This window comes from Microbispora sp. KK1-11, assembly GCF_006874435.1.
GTDB lineage: Bacteria > Actinomycetota > Actinomycetes > Streptosporangiales > Streptosporangiaceae > Microbispora > Microbispora catharanthi.
On record NZ_VIRJ01000007.1, the window covers coordinates 214882 to 235778 of the forward strand.

Below are 20897 nucleotides of genomic sequence, written 5' to 3' on the forward strand. Positions count from 1 at the left end.
TTACTTCGCCTCAACCTTGCGAACGTGCTTGACGACCTTCTCCTGGCCGACCTCGCTGGCGTCCAGCGCATCCACCGGCTCGTCGTTGACGAGCAGCTCACCGCTGGAGGTGGTGAAGCCCTTCTTGAACTCCGTGATGGCGTCCTTGAGGGTGGTCACCGTGTCGTCCGTCAGCTCCTTGGTCTCGCGGATGCTGTCGAAGACACCCTTCTGGGCGGTGCCGAGGTAGTCGAGGAACTCGGCCTCGAAGCGCCGGATGTCCTCGACCGGCACGTCGTCCAGCTCGCCGGTGGTGCCGGCCCACACCGAGACGACCTGCTTCTCGACCGGGAACGGGCTGTACTGCGGCTGCTTGAGCAGCTCGACCAGGCGGGCGCCGCGCTCCAGCTGGGCACGGGAGGCCGCGTCCAGGTCGGAGGCGAAGGCCGCGAAGGCCTCCAGATCGCGGTACTGGGACAGCGACAGACGGAGCGTGCCGGCCACCTTGCGCATGGCCTTGACCTGCGCGGAACCGCCGACTCGGGAGACCGAGACACCGACGTTGATCGCCGGGCGGACACCGGCGTTGAACAGGTCGGTCTCCAGGAAGCACTGGCCGTCGGTGATGGAGATGACGTTGGTCGGGATGAAGGCCGACACGTCGTTGCCCTTGGTCTCGATGATCGGGAGACCGGTCATCGAGCCGCCGCCCATGTCGGCCGAGAGCTTGGCGCAGCGCTCCAGCAGACGCGAGTGGAGGTAGAAGACGTCGCCGGGGAACGCCTCACGGCCCGGCGGACGGCGCAGAAGCAGCGACACGGCGCGGTAGGCGTCGGCCTGCTTGGTCAGGTCGTCGAAGACGATCAGGACGTGCTTGCCCTGGTACATCCAGTGCTGGCCGATGGCAGAACCGGTGTACGGGGCGATGTACTTGTAGCCCGCGGGGTCGGAGGCCGGAGCGGCGACGATGGTGGTGTACTCCAGCGCGCCCGCCTCCTCGAGGCGGCCCCGCACCTGGGCGATCGTGGAGCCCTTCTGGCCGACGGCGACGTAGATGCAGCGAACCTGGCGGCTCGGGTCGCCGGAGAGCCAGTTCTCCTTCTGGTTGAGGATCGTGTCGACCGCGATCGCGGTCTTGCCGGTGCCGCGGTCGCCGATGATCAGCTGACGCTGGCCGCGGCCGATCGGCGTCATGGCGTCGATCGCCTTGAGGCCGGTCTGCAGCGGCTCCTTCACCGGCTGGCGCTGGACCACCGAGGGGGCCTGCAGCTCAAGGGCGCGGCGGCCCTCGGCGGCGATCGGGCCCTTGCCGTCGAGCGGGTTGCCCAGGGGGTCGACCACGCGGCCGAGGAAGTCGTCGCCGACCGGCACCGACAGGACCTCGCCCGTGCGGCGGACCTGCTGGCCCTCCTCGATGCCGCTGAAGTCGCCCAGGACGACCGCACCGATCTCGCGGACGTCGAGGTTCAGCGCCAGGCCACGGGTGCCGTTCTCGAACTCGAGCAGCTCGTTCGCCATCGCCGAGGGCAGACCGGAGACATGGGCGATGCCGTCGCCGGCGTCGACGACGGTCCCGATCTCCTCGCGCGCGGCACCTTCCGGCTCGTACGCCTGGACGAAGCGCTCAAGGGCGTCCCGGATCTCGTCCGGCCGGATCGTAAGCTCCGCCATCTCTTTCTTGTCTCCCTATTCGCCTCAGCCGGCCAACCGGCGGCGGACTTCTTCGATACGTCCGGCGATCGTGGTGTCGATGTAGTCGTCTCCGACTCTGACGGAGAACCCACCGAGCACCTCCGGGTCCACCTCGACGTTCAGGTGGACGTCTCGCCCGTAGGTGGTTCGCAGCCAGGCCGCGAGCCGCTGCTTCTGCTGCTGTGAGAGCGGCACCGCGCTGCGGACCACGCCCACCAGGCGCTCGCGCGCCCGCGCGACGATCCAGCCGAACTCCTCCAGTGCCGTCTCCAGGCTACGTCCCCGCGGGTGCACAACAGCCTGCGTGACGAGCCGGAGGGTGGAGGAGGCGGCCTTCCCGCCGAGCAGCGTGGCGAGCAGGTCGCGCTTGCGCTCGGCCGGAACGGCCGGGTCGCTGAGCGCGCGGCGCAACTCCGGGTTGGCGGCGAGGATGCGGCCGAAGCGGAACAGCTCGTCCTCGACGTCGTCGAGGCGGCGCTCCGACTCGGCCTCGGCGGCCGCGGACATCACGCCGACGCGCTCCAGGGCGTCCGGCAGGTCGCCGGCCTTGGACCACTTGGCCCTGACCGCGGCGACCGCGATCTCCAGCGCGGCCTCGCCGACCTTCCCCTGCAGCAGGGAGCGCAGGACGCTCTCCTTCTGCTCCGCCGGGCGCGAGGGGTCGGAAAGACCCCGGCGCAGCCCGTGCTCACGGTCGAAGAGGTCGGCGACGGCGAACAGCTCCTCGGCGAGGGCGCCGAGGTCGGCGGTCGCGGCGACGGTGTTGAACCGCTCCTCGACCTCCGTTAGGGCGGTCCTGCTGAGGCCGCGCATCAGCGGACCGCCTCCGGACGGCCCTCGAGCTCTTCGAGGAACCGGTCCACGATGCGACGCTGGCGGGCCTCGTCCTCGAGCGACTCGCCGACGATGCGGCTCGCCAGCTCGGTGGACAGACGCCCGATCTCACCGCGCAGCTGAGTGAACGCCTGCTGGCGGTCGGCCTCGATCTGCGCGTGGGCCGCCTCGATGATGCGCCGCGCCTCGGCCTGGGCCTCCTCGCGGAGCTCGGCCTTGATCGCGGCGCCCTGCTCGCGGGCCTCCTCGCGCAGGCGAGCCGCCTCCTGGCGGGCCTCCGCGAGCTGCGCCCGGTACTGCTCCAGAGTGCGCTGGGCTTCGGCCTGGGCGTCCTCGGCCTTCTTGATGCCGCCCTCGATAGCCTCGGTCCGCTCGGCCAGCGTCTTCTGGATGCGCGGGGTGAGGATCTTTCCGACGACGAGGAAGACCACGAGGAAGGCGAAGCTGCCGACGACCAGCTCGTAAGCGTGCGGGATGAGAGGGTTCTCCGCCCCCTCAGCCGCCAGGAGCGTAGCTGCCAGAGTCATGGGTGCAGCCTTCCGTCAGAGTGGGTACGTCAGCTCGTGGGGTAGATGAAGGGGGCGACGAGGCCGATGAGGGCCAGCGCCTCGGTGAGGACGAAGCCGAGCAGCATGTTCTGCCGGATGAGGCCGTACGCCTCGGGCTGGCGGGCGATGGCCTGCACGCCCTGGCCGAAGATGATGCCCACGCCGATGCCGGGGCCGATGGCGGCCAGGCCGTAGCCGATGGCACCAAGGTTGCCGATGACGCCGGTGGCCGCAGCGAGAACGCTCATTCGTCTTTTCCTTTACTGGTCGGCCGGTGAGTGTCGTCTCACCGGTCTGGTCTACGTAAGGGGCGGGTCTCGGAGATCCGTCAGTGGTCGGGGTGCAGCGAGCCACCGATGTACATGGCGGCCAGCAGGGTGAACAGGAAAGCCTGAAGGAACTGGATGAACATCTCGAAGCCGGTCATCGCGATCGTCATGACCGCGCCCACGACACCGAGGCCCGCGCCAAGCGGGGTCAGCTTCTCGAAGAGGAACCAGAAGCCGACGGCGCTGAAGAAGGCCAGGATCAGGTGGCCGGCGAACATGTTCGCGAAGAGTCGCACGGCGTGCGTGAAGGGCGCGATGATCAGGTTCGACAGGAACTCGATCGGCGCCAGCAGCACGTAGATCGGCTTCGGCAGTCCGGGCGGGAACATCATGTTCTTGAAGTAGCCACCGAGGCCCTGGTGCTTGATACCCAGATAGATCTTGATCACGTAGATCAGAACCGCGAAGACCACCGGGAACGCGATGTGCGACGCGACCGGGATCTGGATCAGCGGGACGACGCCGAAGAGGTTCCACAGCAGGATCAGGAAGAACAGGCTGAGCAGCAGCGGCATCCACCGCTCGGCGTCCTTGCCCAGGAACGGGCGAGCGACCTGGTCGCGGACGAACTGGTAGCCCATCTCGCCGATGTTCTGCATGCCCCGGGGCACGAGCTTGGGGTTGGCGAAGGCGCTCCACGCGAGGGCGCACACCACGATGGCGCCGAAGACCGCCATGAGCACCGGCTTCGTCAGCCAGTACGGCGCACCCTCGTAGAGGGGTGGGAAGTCGAAGATGGACGGTCCCGGCGCCGTGAAGTCCTCGGCGACGAGCATGAGGGGGGTCACTTGGCCACCTCGCCTGCCTGCTCGGGGCCGAATGCCCGAAGCATGTGCTTGTTCGTCCGTTCGCTACGCTCGCGCACGGGCGTTCCCTTCAACGATTGGATCAACAGAAGAGCGTGGGAAGCGGGCCGGCTGTCAGCGGCCGTACTTCAGATAGACGAGGTAGGCAGCCAGCCCGACCCCGAGAATGACGCCTATGGGGATGAACGCATGCACGCCGGTCCACCAGCTCAGCAACCAGCCGAGGCCGCCCCATACCAGGATCCCGGACAGCAGATAGCTCGGGACCGACCAGGCGGCGTCGGCGAAGTCGCGGCCGTCGGTCTCGGGCCTGCGCTCCTGTTCGCTCATCGCGCCACGACGATAGCAGGAGCCATGCGGACTAGTCATATCGGGCTGCCCCGTACGCGTGGTCATCCGCGGCCCTGCCCGGGAACCTTCGCCTCAGGCTCCACATAAAGCATCTTCAGTTTCATGAATCCGCGCATCTCACCGATGGTCCACGTGAGCGTGCACGCGATGACGCTCAGCGCGAACACCCGGGAGTCGAACGCGGTCGTGCCGGAGAAGGCGTTCATCATCGCCATGATCGCGAGGATCTTGACGACGTAACCCAGCACGGCGGCCGCCATCATCGCCATGGGCGAGACCCGGCCGGCCCAGGAGACGACGACCAGGCCGACGGTGAAGAAGGCGGCGACGAGGACGAGACCGATGCCGGCGCCCAACGCACCCTTGGCCCCGGTCGTGAACACCGCGACGAGCGCGGCGAGGAGACCGACGATCAAGGTCGGCACGGCGGCGCCCTTGAGAACGCGCACGTCGTTGGCCTGCATGGGACTCCAGAATCGGTTGTCAAACGAGCGATTGCTACCTGCTGGGGCGTTGTTGGCCTTGCCCCTTGCTAGTGAAAGCTATCACAAGCCCCGGAGTGCCGCCTTTACCTGGCGTTTCGGGTCGCCGCCGACCTGCGGGGACGGCTCAGAGGAAGGTCCCGGTGTCGGCGCGGGAAGTGGTGGGAGGGACGCCCGGGGAATCCGGAGCACCCTGCCCGGGGTAGGGATGCCGGCCCGGCGCCGGGAGTCTTCCGGGGACCGCCTGGCCGGAGGCGGCGGGAGCGGCCCGACCGGGGGTGACGGGCGGGGCGGGCGGGGGGACGACGGGGTAGACGAGCGTGTCGTGCTCCGTCGTCCCGCGTCTGGCGGAGCCGGGGCCGGACGAGCAGCTCCCGGCCGGACGCGCTCCGATCCGCTGGTCGCTCTTGGGGTCCTGCGTCGCGGCGCGGCGCGACCGCCACCGCGGCAGGCCCATGATCACCAGCACCGCCACCGCGAGCACGATCGTCATGGGGAACACGATCAGCGGCACGCGGCCGATCGACAGGCCCACGATCGCGAAGGCGAACAGGAACGTCCACGCGTACATGATCAGGACGCTGCGCCGATGGGAGTGGCCGATGTCGAGCATCCGGTGGTGCAGGTGACCGCGGTCGGGTGCGAAGGGCGACATCCCGGCCGATGTCCGCCGGACGACCGCCATGATCAGGTCGGCCAGAGGGAGGACCACGACCGCGATCGGCAGCACCAGCGGCAGCATCACCGGGAACCGGTTGATCTTGCCGACGACCGCGTCCGGCTCGACCGACGACAGGCTCGTGATCAGCGAGGTGGCGAGCAGCAGGCCGAGCAGCATGGCGCCGGTGTCGCCCATGAAGATCTTGGCGGGGTTGAAGTTGTGCGGCAGGAAGCCCAAGCACATCCCGATCAGGATCGCCGCGATGGCGGCCGTCCCGTTGATCCGCGAACCGCTCGCGGTCTGCTGCAGCACGATCGAGTAGGCGAAGGTCGCCATCGCCGCGATCCCGACGATGCCCGCGGCCAGGCCGTCCAGCCCGTCGACGAAGTTCACCGCGTTGATCACAACGACCACGATCATGATGGTGAGGATCGTGTGCAGGGTGTCGTCGAGGGCCTGGGAGCCGCCCATCGACTGCGGCAGCGGGAGGAACTGCAGGTACACGCCGAAGTTGACGAGCAGTCCGCCCGCCGCGATCTGGCCGCCCAGCTTCACGAGCGCGTCCATGCCGAGCCAGTCGTCCAGGAACCCGGTGATGACGATCAGGCCGCCGGCCGCGAGAAGCCCGATGACCGTCTGGCCCGTCTGGCCGCTGTCGAACGCCCCGCCGACGTACGGCAGCTTGCTCGCCACCAGCAGCGCCGCCGCCATCCCGCCGAACATCGCGAGCCCGCCCAGGCGTGGGGTGGGCACCGTGTGCACGTCCCGCTCCCGCACCTCGGGCGCCGCGCCGATGCGCAGCGCGAACGCCCTGACCGGCGGCACCAGCAGGTACGTCACCGCGGCCGCCACGAGCGCCAAGAGGAGATATTCGCGCACGGACCTAGTTTCCTGGATAGGCGGATCGGTTGTGACGGGCAAAAGACATAGATCGCCCTATCCCTAACGGGGATATGCCGGATGCGTCGCGGTCAGCCCCTTTACCCGTTCGAGGACCGACGTTATCGCACCCGGCTGCCGGATGGCCCGGACGACGAGAGACGCGATCTCCCTCATTTCCGACGCGCCCATGCCCTGGGTGGTCACGCAGAGCGTGCCGACCCTGATCCCGGAGGTCACGGTCGCGGGCGCCGGATCGTACGGGATCGCGTTGTGGTTGAGCAGGATCCCGGCGTCGGCGCAGCGCCGCTCCGCCTCCGCCCCGCTCACCCCGGCGCCGCGCAGATCGACCAGCGCGAGGTGGGTGTCGGTGCCGCCCGACACCGGACGCAGCCCTTCGGCCGCCAGCCCCTCCGCCAGGGTTCTCGCGTTGTCCACCGCCGCCGCGGCGTAGGCCCCGAACTCGGGGCGCAGCGCCTCTCCGAACGCCACCGCCTTGGCCGCGACGACGTGCATCAGCGGCCCGCCCTGGCTGAAGGGGAACACCGCCCGGTCGATCCCCGCCGCCAGTTCGTCCGTGCACAGCACGCCTCCCCCGCGCGGGCCGCGCAACGACTTGTGGGTCGTGAAGGTCACGACGTCCGCGTACGGCACGGCCGACGGGATGGCCCGGCCGGCCATGAGGCCGATCTCGTGGGCGACGTCCGCCAGCAACCAGGCACCGGCCTCGTCGGCGATGTCGCGGAAGGCGGCGAAGTCGATCAGCCGGGGATACGCCGTGGCGCCGCAGACGATCACGCGGGGCCGATGGCGCAGCGCCAGGTCCCTCACCTCGTCGTAGTCGATCGTCTCGGTGTCCCGCCGCACGCCGTAGGAGACGACGTGGAACCATCTGCCGGAGAAGTTGACCTTGGACCCGTGGGTGATGTGGCCGCCGTGTTCCAGCGCGAGCGCCAGGACGGTGTCCCCCGGCCGCAGAAGGGCCGCGTACGCCGCCAGGATTGCCGTGGTGCCGCTGTAGGGCTGCACGTTGACATGGTCGGCCCCGAACAACCGCTTGGCCCGCTCTACGGCGATCTGCTCGGCGCGGTCGGCCACCTCGCAGCCGCGGTAGTACCTGTGGCCCGGGTAGCCCTCGGCGTACTTGCCGTTGAGCACCGAGCCGAGCGCGGCGAGGACGGCGGGCGAGGACAGGTTCTCGCTGGCGATGAGCTGGAGCCCGCCGCGCAGCCGGGCGACCTCGTCGAGCAGCACCTGGGCGATGTCCGGGTCCTGCGCGGCGAGCCGGGCGAAATCAGGCCCGTAGAACGGCTCCGAACTGTCCATGGAACCGGCTCACAATCCCGTGGCGGTCTTCGCTCCAAGAGTAGACCGCACGCGGGCCGTGGCGCGGGCGTCGTCGCTGTTCAGGAGGTTGTCGGTTGCCGCTCAGGAGGTGAAGGCGTGCGGCGCGCCGGCCTTGCCCGGAATCCAGCGCGGCGTGTCCGCCGCCTGGTCGCTGATCGCCGTCAGCACCGCCTGACGGTACATCCCGAGCCGGTTGCGCCATTCGGCCACGTCCTGGACGTACCGCTCGGCGACCGGGGCGTCCCACACGTCCCTGCTCCGCGCCATCTCGTACGGTTTGTCCAGGGACTTGGTGAGCTGGTCCATCAGCGGGACCACCTGCAGCCACAGGTCGACGAGCTTCTGGTACTCCGGGTTGAACACCCATCCCGTCGGCTGCCCGCCGGGCGAGAGCAGGTCGGTGCTCGACGGCGCCGGCGGGGTCTCCCCCGGCTGCAGCGGAGTCGGCGCCGGCGGGTCGACATAACTCACGATCACGCCTCCTGTGCGAAGCCGGCCAGCACGCCGGCGTTGGTCGTCGCCTGCCCTGCCCCGAGCGCCCCCGCGGGCCGCCGCCCGGCTCTGCTCATCCGGTCGCCGCCTCGCCCCGCACCGTCGTCCGGCCCGGCCGCCTGAGTCGCACGGAAGCGATCCTCGTGAGGCGGGCCTTGGCGGCGATACCGCCCGAGCGGGAACGGCGCTCGCACGCGTCACTTCTCCGGCTTCTGAATGACGACGTCGACGGCTTCGACGCGGCCGGCGGGCCCGTCGGGCTGGATCTTCCTGGCCACCCAGTCGTCCTCGCCCCACTCCCCTTCCGGAACGCGGACGTCCGGCATGTCCACGGGCTCGATGTCCCGATGGTGGTCCACCGGCATGCGCGAGACGGCCTCGTCATCGGAGTGGTGAGCGGGGTAGCCGAGCACGTCCCCGGGCTGCGCGGCGGCGAGTGATCGGGCATCGGGAGCCGGAGCCTGGCCGGTGTCCGGCGTCCCCGCCGCACCGTCGGTCCCCGCGCTGTACGTGCCTGAGCCGTGCGCTCCCGCGCCGTGTGTGCCATGACCGTGCGTTCCGGCACCGTGCATGCCATGGCCATGTGTCCCCGCACCGTACGCGCCGGAGCCGTGCGTCGCCGCGCCGCCCCCGGCCGCCCCGGTCGCGCCCGTCGCGCCCGTCGCGGCATCGTTGTCGCACGCTCGCCCGCTCGCACCGGCCGCGCCGTCGGGCCTGTCGCTCACACCGGTCGTCCCGGTGTGGCCCGTCGCGCCGTCGCCACCGGCACCCGTCGTGCCCGCAGCCCCCACCGTCCCTGCCACGTGGCCGCCACCGGCCGCCGTCCCCACCGCGTGCAGGCTGCCGGTCGCCGTGCCGGTCGTACCCGCCGCGTGCCCGGCGCCGGAAGCGTCCACCGCCTGCAGGTTGCCGGTCACCGTGCCCGTCGCGCCCGATGGCGCGGGTGCCGCGTCGGCCGTGCCCGTGGCGCCCGCCGTCCCGGCCGCGTGAGCCGTGCCGTTCGCCGCATTCGTCCCCGCAGGTGCCGCGGGTGCCGCGTCGGCCGTGCCCGCCGGGTGAGCGGTTCCAGTCGCTGCCGTGGCCGTACCCGCCGGTTGTGCCGTGCCGGCCGCCTGCGCCGCACCACTGGTACCGCTCGCACCGGCAGTGTCCGCCGGATGCGAGGTTCCGGTCGCCGTACCGCTTGCGGCCGTGTCGCCCGTGTACGCATGACCGCCGGCGCTCGCCGTCACCGCGCCGTGGCCGGCGGGAGTCCCCTGCACGGCGTTCGGGTTGTTCCCCGCGAGCGGATCACCGGAAAGGTTGTCCGCGGGCGTGCCGACGTAGGCGCCCATGGGATCGCCGGGTGCGAGGCCGGGTTGCGGAGGCCGGTTCGCCGCCGGGTTGGTCGGCTCGGCGGGTGGCACCAGTCCGGGCGGCCCGTCCGGGTGCGCGCCGGTGGCGCTCGCCGTCTGCGCGTCGACGCCGGTTATGCCGCTCGGCTGGACGCCCTGCTGGTCGCCAGGCTGGATCATCGGGGTACTGACGACCTTGACACCGTCGACGACGGTCACCTGCCGACCGGCGGGGTCGATGTCGTCCGGGTGATCCTTGCCGGGGGTGTCGTAGATCGCCGAGTCGTTCCCGCCCGTAGGGGGTTGCTCCCCGGCCGCCTTCGAATCGACCGAAGTCCCCTGCCCCGGGCTCTGGTCCTGCCCCTGGGCGACGGGCTGATGCGGGCCGCCGTCGGACTGGCTCTGAGCGGCACCCTGGCTGTCGCCGACGGGCTGCGCGTGGTTCGCGCCCTGATCCTGACCCACGATCTGATCGCCACCGGCGGGCTGACCCGGTCCGGCAGGCTGGTCCTGACCCACACCCTGACCCACGCCCTGGCTCGCGCCCTGGCTGTCGCCCACCGCCTGGCCCACACCCTGACCAATGCCATGGCTCGCACCCTGCCCCACGCCCTGGCCTACGCCCTGGGTGTCGCCGACCGCCTGGCCCACACCGGAGCCGGTCCCCGCGCCGGTGTCGCCGCTCGCACCGGGGGCCGGAGGCGTCCCCGTGTTCGCGCCTGTGCCTGTGCCTGTGGCCGTACCGGTGGTGTCGGCGGGGTGGGCCGGACCGGGTGTCGATGAGGGCATCTGGGCGAGGGAACCCTCGACGGTGCCGTAGGAGGGCTTGTCCGCGAGCTTCCCTTCGGCCACGCCGCGGCCTCCGCCGTCGCCGTTCGCGCGGGCCGCTCCGTCGGCGGCGCTGTGCGCCCGGTGGGAGGTCTCGCCCTTCGCTGCCGTGCCGGAATCTCCGGAACCATGCGGCGACGTGCGGGTGGCGTCCTGCTTGTCGTCCTGCTTGTGGTGGGCCGCATTGCCCTCGGACCTGGCATCCGGCTTCGCATCCGCCTTGCCGTCGCCTTTGGCGTCCGGCTTCGCGTCGGACTTGCCGTCGGCCTTGTGCTCGTCCGTCTTCGCGTCGGCCTTGTGGTCGGCCTTGTGTTCGGCCTTGTGGTCGGCCTTGTGGTCGGCCTTGTCGCCCTGCGCGCCGGACTCCGGTGCCGGATCGTCCGCCGGGGCGGTGGTGTCCCTCTCCTCCGTGAAGGAGGCCCCGTGGGCCGTGGGGGCCTTGCCGGTGCTCTGCTGTTTCTCCTTCTTCTCCAGCAGGGTCACGCGGTTCGTGACGTCCTTGACCATCGTCGTGCACGCGTCGGCGACCTGCGACGGCCGGTGGGTCACGTGCACGGAGACGCCGGCCGTACGCGTCAACTGGGTGACCCGGGCCTCGATGCCGTCCATCTGCTTCGCCGCGTGCTGAACCTCCGACAGCAACTCACGGACGAGCTTCGGATCCATCCCGTCGAGCTTGGCCATGGGCGCGCCTCCACAGAGATATCGGCGCACTTCACGGTAGCCGGGGTGGCATCAGTAAAGAAGCCCGATAGCCAGACGGCATCGATCTCCCTGATCAGAGCACTGACGACGTCTCATCATTTGAGACGTACGCCCGGATCGCGGTCACTCCTCGGTCGCGAGGTATCCCACGAGGCCGCGGATCTTGTCCACGGGGATCGCACCCTTGCGCAGCACCCGGGGCACGGCGGTGGTCAGGTCGACGATCGTCGACGGCACGCTGTCGTCGCAGGGGCCGCCGTCGAGGTAGACGTCCACCGACTCGCCGAGCTGCTCCTCGGCCTCGTCCACCGTGGTGGCCGGCGGGTTGCCGGCCCGGTTGGCGCTGGAGACCGCCATCGGGCCGGTCTCCTTGAGGAGGTCCAGCGCGACCGGGTGCAGCGGCATGCGGACGGCGACCGTTCCCTTGGCGTCGCCGAGGTCCCACGACAGCGACCGGTTGGCCCTGAGGATGAGCGTGAGCGGCCCCGGCCAGAAGGCGTCCACCAGGTCCTGCCCGTACGTCCCGAGGCTCTCCACGAGGGCGTTGGCGGCCCGTACGGTGCCCACGAGGACGGGCACGGGAACGTCCCTGCCCCGGCCCTTCGCCTCCAGCAGCGCGTTGACGGCGGAAGGGGTGAAGGCGTCGGCGCCGATCCCGTAGACGGTGTCGGTGGGAAGCACCACGAGCTCGCCCCGCCGGACCGCCGAGGTCGCCTCGGCCAGTCCGGTCATCCGCTCCGTCTGGTCGGCACAGTCAAACCGTCGGCTCACGAAGCCATCCTTCCACGTGTCCCGCCCGGCTCCGCCGCCGCGTGGCCACCGACCGGGCCGTTCGGATCAGTCCTGGGTCAGCCGGGCCGTGACGAACCTGTCCCGGCCGGTCAGGTCCTGGCGCAACCGCACGTCGCGCCAGCCGTTCTCCTCGGCGAACAGCCAATAGACGGCGTTGCCCTGCTGGTCGGCGTGCTCGACCACGGCGAACCCGCCCGGCCGCAGCAGCCGCCGCGCCGTGCGCTCGACGGCTCTCACCTCGTCCAGCCCGTCCTCCCCCGACCCGTACAGGGCCCGCGAGGGATCGTAGTCGCGCACCTCGGGGTCGCGCGGGATCGCTCCAGGCGGGATGTACGGCGGATTGGAGATGACCAGGTCCACCTGGCCGTTCAGTTCCGGCAGGCAGTCGGCCAGATCCTCCGGATGCAGGGTGGTGCGCCCCTGGCCGTGTTCGAGGATGTTGCGCTTGGCCCAGCCGTACGCCACGGGGTCGATCTCAACGGCGTGCACCTGCGCCAGCGCGACCTCCTGCGTGATCGACAGCGCGATGGCGCCGGAACCCGTGCCGAGGTCGACCACGACGGGAGAGGCGACGTCCATCTCACGCAGCCGGTCGATGGCCCAGCCGGCCACGACCTCGGTCTCCGGCCTGGGCACGAACACGCCCGGGCCCACCTCAAGGGAGAGGTAGCGGAAGTAGGCCCGGCCGGTGATGTGCTGCAGCGGCTCCCGTGCCTCGCGCCGGGCGACGCCCTCCCAGAACCGCGCGTCGAAGTCGGCGTCCTTGATGGTGTGCAGCATGCCGCGCGGGACGCCGTGTACGAATGCCGCGATCTCCTCGGCGTCCGTTCGCGGTGACGGCACTCCCGCCTCGGCGAGCCGGGCGGTGGCGAGGGCGATTTCGTCGAGCAGGAAGGTCATGGTCTCTTAGAGCACGGTCGTCGCGGCGTGGCCTGGGAACCGTCGATCACGGGCAGACGGGCCGCCGGGACGGCCCATCGTCGTTCGACGACCCACGTCCATCACCGTTTCTCCCATCGTCCCCTCATAAGGCTCGCCGCGGGCTCACGAATGAGCGGCCAGCTTCTCCGCGAGTTCGGCGTCGAGCAAAGCCTGTATCACCGCGTCGAGATCCCCGTCCAGGACTTGGTCCAGGTTGTAGGCCTTGAAGCCCACGCGGTGATCCGAAATGCGGTTCTCCGGGAAGTTGTAGGTGCGGATGCGCTCGGAGCGGTCGACCGTGCGCACCTGCGACTTGCGCTCGGCCATCGCGGCCGCCTCGGCCTCCTCCTGCGCCATCACGAGCAGCCGGGCGCGCAGGATACGCAGCGCCGACTCCTTGTTCTGGAGCTGGCTCTTCTCGTTCTGGCAGGAGACGACGACGCCGGTCGGCAGGTGGGTGATCCGCACGGCCGAGTCGGTCGTGTTGACGCTCTGGCCGCCGGGGCCGCTGGAGCGGAACACGTCGATGCGCAGGTCGTTGGGGTCGATCTGGACGTCGACCTCCTCGGCCTCGGGATAGACGAGCACTCCGGCCGCCGAGGTGTGGATGCGGCCCTGCGACTCGGTCACCGGCACCCGCTGGACGCGGTGCACGCCGCCCTCGAACTTGAGCCGCGACCAGACGCCTTCCCTGCCCTTGATCGCGACGGTGACGTCCTTGTAGCCGCCGAGGTCGGAGTGCTGCGCGTCGATGATCTCGGTCTTGTAGCCGATCCGCTCGGCGTACCTGAGGTACATCCGCAGGAGGTCTCCGGCGAACAGGGCCGACTCCTGGCCGCCCTCGCCCGCCTTGATCTCCATGATGACGTCCTTGTCGTCGTTGGGGTCGCGCGGGACCAGGAGACGGGTGAGCTTCTCCTCCAGCACCGGGATGCGGCCCTCCAGCTCGGCCGCCTCCTCCGCGAACGCCGGGTCCTCCGCCGCCAGCTCGCGCGCGGCCGTGAGGTCCTGCCGTACGCCTTCGAGCTCCCGGTAGGTCGCGACGATCGGCGTGAGCTCCGCGTAACGCTTGCCATACGTCCGCGCCTTGCCCTGGTCGGCGTGCACGGCGGGGTCGGCGAGCCGCAGTTCCAGATCCGCGTACTCACTCATGATCTCGTCGAGGTTCACCGCACGCTCCTTTGCTCAAGCTCCTCGGTAAAGGCCGTAATCACCAAGAACGCCGACCCGGAGACGCCCCAAGAGAGGGGCGCCCCCGAGCCGGCGTCCTGGAGGAGCTACTTGCTCTGGGCCTTCTTGCCGAAGCGCGCCTCGAAGCGCGCCACCCGGCCACCGGTGTCGAGGATCTTCTGCTTGCCCGTGTAGAAGGGGTGGCAGGCGGAGCAGACGTCGGCGTGGATCGCACCGTTCTTGGCGGTGCTACGCGTGGTGAAGGTGTTCCCGCAGGTGCAGGTCACCTGCGTGACCACGTACTCCGGGTGGATGTCGGGCTTCATGTCTCAGTCCTAACGCTAGGCGCGGTCGCCGGGTCGCTCCGTCTGTCACGGCCTGCGCGCATCAGCACACCTGTGATGCGCGGTGCGGGAACCGGTACCGCTGCGGTTCGGCTACCAGTGTGCCAGATCCTCCAACCATCCCAGGCCATGGGCTATTCCCGGGGCCGGCCACCGTGGCGGCCGGGGCGGCGGATCGGCGGATCACGCCGACGCCCCGGACGGCGGGGCCGTCCGGGGCGTCGGTCGGAAGGGCGTCAGTCGCGGTCGTTGCTGACCGTGGTCTTCTGCACCTGGAGCAGGAACTCGGCGTTGGACTTGGTCTCCTTCATCTTCTCGAGAAGGAGCTCCAGCGCCTGCTGCATGTCGAGGGCGTGGAGGACGCGGCGGAGCTTCCAGACGATGGACAGCTCCTCCTTGGCCATGAGGATCTCCTCCTTGCGGGTGCCGGACGCGTCCACGTCCACCGCCGGGAAGATGCGCTTGTCCGCGAGCGACCGGTTGAGCTTGAGCTCCATGTTGCCAGTGCCCTTGAACTCCTCGAAGATGACCTCGTCCATCTTGGAGCCGGTCTCGACGAGCGCCGTGGCGAGGATCGTCAGCGAGCCGCCGTTCTCGATGTTGCGGGCGGCGCCGAAGAACCGCTTCGGCGGGTAGAGCGCGGTCGAGTCGACACCACCGGACAGGATGCGGCCGCTCGCGGGCGCCGCCAGGTTGTACGCGCGCCCCAGACGGGTGATCGAGTCGAGCAGGACGACGACGTCGTGGCCCAGCTCCACCAGGCGCTTGGCCCGCTCGATGGCGAGCTCGGCGACGGTGGTGTGGTCCTCGGCCGGGCGGTCGAAGGTCGAGTGGATGACCTCGCCCTTGACCGACCGCTGCATGTCGGTGACCTCTTCAGGACGCTCGTCCACGAGGACGACCATCAGGTGGCACTCGGGGTTGTTGCGCGTGATCGCGTTGGCGATCGCCTGGAGCACCATGGTCTTGCCGGCCTTGGGCGGCGACACGATCAGGCCGCGCTGGCCCTTGCCGATCGGCGAGACGAGGTCGATGATCCGCGTGGTCAGGACGTTCGGCTCGGTCTCCAGGCGCAGGCGCTCCTGCGGGTAGAGCGGCGTGAGCTTGTTGAAGTCGGGCCGCTGACGGGCCTGCTCCGGGTCCATCCCGTTGACGGTGTCGAGGCGGACGAGGGCGTTGAACTTCTCGCGCCGCTCGCCGTCCCTCGGCTGCCGCACGGCGCCGGTGATGACGTCGCCCTTGCGCAGGCCGTTGCGGCGGATCTGGGCGAGCGAGACGTAGACGTCGTTCGAGCCCGGCAGGTAGCCGCTGGTCCGCACGAAGGCGTAGTTGTCGAGGATGTCCAGGATGCCGGCGATCGGGATCAGGACGTCGTCCTCGCCGATGACCGGCTCGTTGCTCTCGAAGCGGTCACGCCCGCGGCGGCCGCGCTCGCGGAAGCGGCCACGGCGCCCGCGGCCGTCCTCGCCCTGCTGGTCGCCCTTGCCGTCGGAACGGCTGTCGGTACGGCTGTCGCCGCGCCCGTCGGAGCGGCCGTCACGGCCGTCACGGCCGTCACGACCGTCGGCGCGGTTGTCGCCGCGGTTGTCGCCGCGGCCCTGCTGGTCACGACGGCCCTGGCCGCCGTCTCCCGCGTCGGCGGCGCGCTGGTCACCGCGCTGGTCACCGCGGCCGTCGCGCTCGCGACCCCGCTCGCCGCGCTCGCCCCGCGTGCGGCGCTCGCGGCGCTCGCCGCGCTCGGGCCGCTCGGCGCGGGTCTCGGACTGCGCGGCCTCGGCCTGCGGCTCGGCGACGGCGGCGACGCCGTTCTGCGTGGCCTCGGCGGCCACGGCCGGCGCGGCCTCGACCACGGGACGCTCCTCACGAGCCGCGACGACGGGCTCGACGGCGGGCGCGGCCTCGGGTGCGGGCGCCGCGGCGGCGCGGGAACGTTCCCGGCGGCCACGGGCGGGGCGCTCGGCGACGGCGGGCGCTTCGGCGGCGGCCTTCGGCTCGGCCGCGGCCTCTCCCGGTCCGCCCTGCTTCTCCTGGATGGCCGCGATGAGCTGGCTCTTGCGCATCCGTCCGGTCCCCGTGATGCCGAGGCTGGTCGCCAGGGCCTGAAGCTCGGGGAGCACCATGCCGGCCAGGCCGGTGCCGGAGCGACGTCGCGGACGGGCCGGGGCGGAAGTGGGGGTGTCGCCGGCGGCCTGGCCGTCGGAGAGGAGTTCGGTGGTGTCGCTCAACTAAGGGTCCTTCCCAGGGGTCGGGCGCCAGAATCGTGCGTCCAGGCGTCCCGGTGATGCGACCCGGCGGGACAGACCGGGTCGGGCTTCGCGAATCTCATGTGTCGGTGACCCTCGGGATTCGCGAGCGGTAGGTGCCCGGGGGCGATCCCCCGGATTGCCGCCACCGACCAGATGTCTTGGTGGTTCGAACGCGCATGTCTCCGAGAACGCCGCCTCCGGCCACGCCACCCGAGGGTGTGCCGACTGGAGGAAACGGTTTCGGGGAAATCGCCCTGCCCGCGTCGAAGGACGCGAGGCGAAGTGCAGCGATGTGCGAATGACAAGCACGCACCCAACACGGGGGCACCTGGTGCGGCTATCAGCCTAACATCACCAGCGCGCACAGCTATTCCCTGAAGGTCGAAGAAGCATCAGCGTGTCTCGGGAAACCGAACGTACGCACCAAGCGGGTCGACGTTCATTGGCTGGATGTGCCAGTCAGTACCCACTTCTGGCGCGATCAAATCCTTGGTATCCCGTGTCGTCAACGCGAGAACCGTCGGACCGGCTCCCGAGACGACGGCGGGCACCCCGGCCTCGCGGAGCCGTCGCACCAGTTCGGCGGTGCGGGGCATCGCGGGAGCGCGGTACCTCTGGTGCAGGCGGTCCTCGGTGGCGGCGAGCAGGAGATCCGGTTCCGGTCTCTGCGTGAGCGCCGCGACGAGCAGAGCCGCCCGCCCCGCGTTGGCCGCCGCGTCCGAATGCGGTACGTCCTTCGGCAGCAGCCCCCGAGCCTCCTCGGTGGACAACCGGAAATCCGGGATCACAACCACCGGCCGGACGTCCTCGTGCGGAGTCAGTTTCACCATACTCGCCGCCCCCGACTGGTCGGTCCAGGCGATGGTGAGACCGCCCGCAAGGCACGGCGCCACGTTGTCGGGATGCCCCTCCAGCTCCGTGGCCAGCGCGAACACCTCGGCGTCCGGCAGATCCCCCGCGCCTCGCCCGCGCGCGAGGGCGCGGGCCGCGAGGATGCCGGCGCAGATCGCCGCCGACGACGAGCCGAGCCCCCGCGCGTGCGGAATGCGGTTGCGGCAGCGCAGCGCGATGCCGTCCGGCTGGGCGACCCCCATGCGGTCGAACGTCGCGCGCATCGTCCTGACGACGAGGTGGCCCTCGCCCTCGTCCAGCTCACCGGCGCCCTGGCCCTCGACGGCGATCCGCACGCCGGGCGAGCCGGAGATCTCGGCCTCCACCTCGTCGTACAGATCGAGCGCGAGGCCGAGGCTGTCGAAGCCGGGGCCGAGGTTGGCGCTCGTCGCCGGCACGCGGACGACGACGCCGTGACTATCCGTCAATTCGTCACCTGAACCCTTTGATGGGCGGGAATGAGAGGGCCGGTCAGGCGAGTCCCAGCGCGGCCGCGGCGGCGTAGGCGTCGATCGGGATCGTCACGGGCGCCGGAGCGCCGGAGATGGCCCAGTCGGGGTCCTTCAGGCCGTTGCCGGTCACGGTGCACACGACCCGCTGCCCCGGCGTGAGCAGGCCCTGCTCGTGCGCCTGGAGCAGGCCGGCGACGCTCGCGGCGGAGGCGAGCTCGACGAACACGCCCTCCTCCTGCGCGAGCAGCTTGTACGCCGCGGCGATCTGGCGGTCGGTCACGGCCTGGATGTCGCCGCCGGACTCGTCGCGCGCGGCCTCGGCGAGCCGCCACGAGGCGGGGTTGCCGATCCTGATCGCCGTTGCGATCGTCTGCGGGTGGGTCACGGGGCTGCCGCCGACCAGCGGCGCCGCGCCGCTCGCCTGGAATCCCAGCATGCGCGGCCGCTTGGTGGCCACGCCGTCGTCGGCGTACTCCTTGTAGCCCATCCAGTAGGCCGAGATGTTGCCGGCGTTGCCGACCGGGATGCAGTGGACGTCGGGCGCGTCGCCGAGCGCGTCGACGATCTCGAAGGCCGCCGTCTTCTGGCCCTGCAGGCGGTGCGGGTTGACGGAGTTGACCAGCGCGATCGGGTAGGTCTCCGCGAGCTTCCTGGTCATCTCCAGGCAGTCGTCGAACGAGCCCTCGACCTGGAGCAGCCTGGCGCCGTGCACCAGGGCCTGGGCGAGCTTGCCCATAGCGATCTTCCCGCGCGGCACGAGGACGGCGCAGGTCAGCCCGGCCCGTACGGCGTAGGCGGCGGCCGAGGCGCTGGTGTTGCCGGTGGACGCGCAGATGACCGCCTGGGCGCCCTCCTCCACGGCCTTGCTGATCGCCAGGGTCATGCCGCGGTCTTTGAAGCTGCCGGTCGGGTTGAGGCCCTCGACCTTCAGATGGACGTCACAGCCCGTGATCTGGGACACCCGCCTGGCCGGGACGAGCGGCGTGCCGCCCTCGAGCAGGGTCACCACGGGCGTCGTCGTGGAGACCGGCAGACGGTCGCGGTACTCCTCGATCAGGCCACGCCAAGCCCTGAACATTGGTCGCTCCTCCCACGCGCGCACGCGCGTGTCACCAGGGGTATCGGTCACCGAGTCTACGGCCAACCGTTTGACGTGCGGACTCCGTTGTCCACCAAATGGACATATTGGGCGTCACCTTAGGGAACCGTCTGTGGGTTTCGCTAGTGTGGAGCAGCCCTTTGACCATCGCTGTAGAGGACGAGGATTGGCCCACCTGACGGGCGTGGAGCCCCGGCCGAGGATTCGCCACAACGACTACTCTCCGCTCACGCCGCCACCCATCGGCGGCTGGACGCCCACGCTCAGCGCGAGTGTCGTCATCCCCGCGCACGGCGGGCAGCACCGCCTCGACCTGACGCTGGCCGCGCTGGCCGCGCAGACCTATCCCGCGCACCTCACCGAGGTGATCGTGGTGGACGACCGCAGCGACCCTCCGCTGCGCCTGCCCGATCTGCGGCCCGACAACACCCGCGTCGTGGTCGTCCCGCCCGGCGGATGGGGCGCAGGGCACGCGATGAACGCCGGCATCGCGGCGGCCGAGGGCGAGATCGTGCAGCGTCTCGACGCCGACATGGTGATCTCGCGAGAGCACCTGGAGGCGCTGTTCCGCTGGCATCACCTCACCGACTACCTCGTCACCATCGGCGGCAAGAGGTTCGCCGAGGAGCCGGCCCTCACCCCCGGGCAGGTCCACGAGGCCGTACGGCACGGCTCGCCCGAGGACCTGTTCGACCCGTCGGCGCTGGTGTCCAGCTCGACCGAGGAGACCATCCGCCGCCTCGACGGCCTGCGGGCCAGCAAGAATCCCTACCAGGTGTGCACCGGTCCGACGGTCTCCCTGCGGCGGGCCCTGCTCGACGAGGTCCGGGGCTTCGATCCCGAGGTGGTGCGCGGCCAGGACACCGAGTTCGCCTACCGGCTCGCCCAGGCGGGGGCGGTGTTCGTCCCCGACATGGAGGCCCGCGCCGTGCATCTCGGCCTGCCGGCCCAGCGCGGTGAACACGGCAAGTCGATCGTCCGGCTCGTCGAGGCCCACCTGGCGCATCGGGTCCCGCTCCGCCGCGACCTGCGCAAGGAGCCCGGCCGGCGCTGGCTCGTGCCGTACGTCGAGGTCGTCTTCGACGTGGCCGGGGCGGACGAGCGGCGGATCGTCGCGGCGGTCGACGCGGTGCTGCGCGGCACGCTCACCGACGTCGTGGTGACGCTGGCCGGCCCCTGGTCGTCGCTCGAAGGCGGACGCAGGTGGGCGCCGGGGACCGGGGCGTTCGACCTCGCCCTGGTCAGGGCGGCGTTCGGGCACGACGCGCGGGTGCGGTTCGCGGAGCGGGCGGCGCCGACCGCCGCGCCCGTCCCCTTCCGCTACACGGCGCCCGTCGACGCCCCGCCGGCTCCGGCGCTGCTGGAGCGGGCGGTCAAGGCGATGCTCGAGGAGCGGATCGGCCTGCTGGTCCTGGATCTGCCCGGTGGGGGCACGGCCACCCTGGAGCGGACCGAGGCCGTCGCGCGCGCCCGCAGGCTCGCCACGCCGGGCGAGGACCCGGCCGGCGTGATCGCCCAGACCCACGGCGTGCGGCACGCCGCGGCGAGCGAGTTCGAGGAGCTTCCCAAGACGCCGGCGAAACCGGCCGCGCCCGCCGCGCCGCAGACCGCACCGAAACCGGCCGCGGCACAGGCCCCCCAACCGGAGGCCACGTCGGCGCGCCGCCGCGGCCTGTTCCGCCGCTCCTGACCCGTCGGGTGACCGGCCCTCCGGC

General features: G+C 70.9%; 19 protein-coding genes. 1 reads left to right on the forward strand and 18 read right to left on the reverse strand.

All coding sequences use genetic code 11. The features are described 5' to 3' along the window. The 18 genes from atpA to thrC all read right to left on the reverse strand — a co-directional run bounded on the left by atpA (nt 1) and on the right by thrC (nt 19161). Nucleotides 1-1650: a F0F1 ATP synthase subunit alpha gene (atpA, locus tag FLW16_RS13495; protein WP_142560342.1), complete on the reverse strand. Its 1650-nt coding sequence runs from the start codon at nt 1648-1650 to the stop codon at nt 1-3. Nucleotides 1651-1674: 24 nt separating this feature from the next. Continuing rightward, the gene (locus FLW16_RS13500) at nt 1675-2484 is read right to left on the reverse strand and encodes a F0F1 ATP synthase subunit delta (protein WP_142560343.1); all 810 of its coding nucleotides are present in this window, start codon (nt 2482-2484) and stop codon (nt 1675-1677) included. Then, a complete protein-coding gene (locus FLW16_RS13505; protein WP_142560344.1) occupies nt 2484-3032 on the reverse strand; it encodes a F0F1 ATP synthase subunit B in 549 nt (182 codons plus the stop codon). The genes FLW16_RS13500 and FLW16_RS13505 overlap by 1 nt, the downstream gene beginning before the upstream one ends. Nucleotides 3033-3061: 29 nt before the next feature. Then, nucleotides 3062-3301, reverse strand: a complete 240-nt coding sequence (atpE, locus tag FLW16_RS13510; RefSeq protein WP_142560345.1) for an ATP synthase F0 subunit C — start codon at nt 3299-3301, stop codon at nt 3062-3064. A gap of 80 nt (nt 3302-3381) precedes the next feature. After that, nucleotides 3382-4170, reverse strand: a complete 789-nt coding sequence (gene atpB / locus FLW16_RS13515) for a F0F1 ATP synthase subunit A (protein WP_260615229.1) — start codon at nt 4168-4170, stop codon at nt 3382-3384. Between the two features lie 132 nt (nt 4171-4302). Further along, nucleotides 4303-4518 carry a hypothetical protein gene (locus FLW16_RS13520; RefSeq protein ID WP_079320510.1) on the reverse strand — a complete coding sequence of 72 codons (216 nt, stop codon included), beginning with the start codon at nt 4516-4518 and terminating at the stop codon, nt 4303-4305. Nucleotides 4519-4580: 62 nt separating this feature from the next. Further along, entirely contained in the window at nt 4581-5003 is a 423-nt protein-coding gene (locus tag FLW16_RS13525; RefSeq protein WP_142560346.1) for a hypothetical protein, read from the reverse strand. 145 nt (nt 5004-5148) lie between these two features. Further along, complete coding sequence (locus FLW16_RS13530) at nt 5149-6561, reverse strand: MraY family glycosyltransferase (RefSeq protein WP_260615232.1); 1413 nt, start codon at nt 6559-6561, stop codon at nt 5149-5151. A 63-nt stretch (nt 6562-6624) separates the two neighbouring features. Continuing rightward, entirely contained in the window at nt 6625-7887 is a 1263-nt protein-coding gene (gene glyA, locus FLW16_RS13535) for a serine hydroxymethyltransferase (RefSeq protein WP_142560347.1), read from the reverse strand. A gap of 102 nt (nt 7888-7989) precedes the next feature. Beyond that, nucleotides 7990-8379, reverse strand: a complete 390-nt coding sequence (locus FLW16_RS13540; RefSeq protein WP_139575869.1) for a hypothetical protein — start codon at nt 8377-8379, stop codon at nt 7990-7992. Nucleotides 8380-8597: 218 nt separating this feature from the next. Beyond that, nucleotides 8598-11246: a hypothetical protein gene (locus FLW16_RS43640; RefSeq protein WP_185949402.1), complete on the reverse strand. Its 2649-nt coding sequence runs from the start codon at nt 11244-11246 to the stop codon at nt 8598-8600. Between the two features lie 144 nt (nt 11247-11390). Continuing rightward, nucleotides 11391-12038 carry an L-threonylcarbamoyladenylate synthase gene (locus tag FLW16_RS13550; protein ID WP_142560348.1) on the reverse strand — a complete coding sequence of 216 codons (648 nt, stop codon included), beginning with the start codon at nt 12036-12038 and terminating at the stop codon, nt 11391-11393. Between the two features lie 66 nt (nt 12039-12104). Beyond that, a complete protein-coding gene (gene prmC, locus FLW16_RS13555; RefSeq protein WP_142560349.1) occupies nt 12105-12959 on the reverse strand; it encodes a peptide chain release factor N(5)-glutamine methyltransferase in 855 nt (284 codons plus the stop codon). 144 nt (nt 12960-13103) lie between these two features. Further along, nucleotides 13104-14150, reverse strand: a complete 1047-nt coding sequence (gene prfA / locus FLW16_RS13560) for a peptide chain release factor 1 (RefSeq protein WP_221891051.1) — start codon at nt 14148-14150, stop codon at nt 13104-13106. Nucleotides 14151-14257: 107 nt separating this feature from the next. Then, a complete protein-coding gene (rpmE, locus tag FLW16_RS13565) occupies nt 14258-14476 on the reverse strand; it encodes a 50S ribosomal protein L31 (RefSeq protein ID WP_142560350.1) in 219 nt (72 codons plus the stop codon). A 254-nt stretch (nt 14477-14730) separates the two neighbouring features. Further along, entirely contained in the window at nt 14731-16719 is a 1989-nt protein-coding gene (gene rho, locus FLW16_RS13570) for a transcription termination factor Rho (protein ID WP_142560351.1), read from the reverse strand. 413 nt (nt 16720-17132) lie between these two features. Further along, nucleotides 17133-18059 carry a homoserine kinase gene (gene thrB, locus FLW16_RS13575; RefSeq protein WP_142560352.1) on the reverse strand — a complete coding sequence of 309 codons (927 nt, stop codon included), beginning with the start codon at nt 18057-18059 and terminating at the stop codon, nt 17133-17135. Nucleotides 18060-18102: 43 nt separating this feature from the next. Then, nucleotides 18103-19161: a threonine synthase gene (thrC, locus tag FLW16_RS13580; RefSeq protein ID WP_142560353.1), complete on the reverse strand. Its 1059-nt coding sequence runs from the start codon at nt 19159-19161 to the stop codon at nt 18103-18105. 187 nt (nt 19162-19348) lie between these two features. Between thrC and FLW16_RS13585 the strand changes: the two genes are divergently transcribed. Continuing rightward, entirely contained in the window at nt 19349-20872 is a 1524-nt protein-coding gene (locus FLW16_RS13585; RefSeq protein ID WP_260615234.1) for a glycosyltransferase family 2 protein, read from the forward strand. The last annotated feature ends 25 nt before the right edge of the window (nt 20873-20897 follow it).

Bases quoted from the DNA above. Each gene is read 5' to 3' on its own strand.
- FLW16_RS13505 (WP_142560344.1), bottom strand. From the start codon at position 3,032: ATGACTCTGGCAGCTACGCTCCTGGCGGCTGAGGGGGCGGAGAACCCT.
- FLW16_RS13500 (WP_142560343.1), bottom strand. From the start codon at position 2,484: ATGCGCGGCCTCAGCAGGACCGCCCTAACGGAGGTCGAGGAGCGGTTC.
- atpA (WP_142560342.1), bottom strand. From the start codon at position 1,650: ATGGCGGAGCTTACGATCCGGCCGGACGAGATCCGGGACGCCCTTGAG.
- atpE (WP_142560345.1), bottom strand. From the start codon at position 3,301: ATGAGCGTTCTCGCTGCGGCCACCGGCGTCATCGGCAACCTTGGTGCC.
- glyA (WP_142560347.1), bottom strand. From the start codon at position 7,887: ATGGACAGTTCGGAGCCGTTCTACGGGCCTGATTTCGCCCGGCTCGCC.
- FLW16_RS13520 (WP_079320510.1), bottom strand. From the start codon at position 4,518: ATGAGCGAACAGGAGCGCAGGCCCGAGACCGACGGCCGCGACTTCGCC.
- prmC (WP_142560349.1), bottom strand. From the start codon at position 12,959: ATGACCTTCCTGCTCGACGAAATCGCCCTCGCCACCGCCCGGCTCGCC.
- rpmE (WP_142560350.1), bottom strand. From the start codon at position 14,476: ATGAAGCCCGACATCCACCCGGAGTACGTGGTCACGCAGGTGACCTGC.
- thrC (WP_142560353.1), bottom strand. From the start codon at position 19,161: ATGTTCAGGGCTTGGCGTGGCCTGATCGAGGAGTACCGCGACCGTCTG.
- FLW16_RS43640 (WP_185949402.1), bottom strand. From the start codon at position 11,246: ATGGCCAAGCTCGACGGGATGGATCCGAAGCTCGTCCGTGAGTTGCTG.
- FLW16_RS13525 (WP_142560346.1), bottom strand. From the start codon at position 5,003: ATGCAGGCCAACGACGTGCGCGTTCTCAAGGGCGCCGCCGTGCCGACC.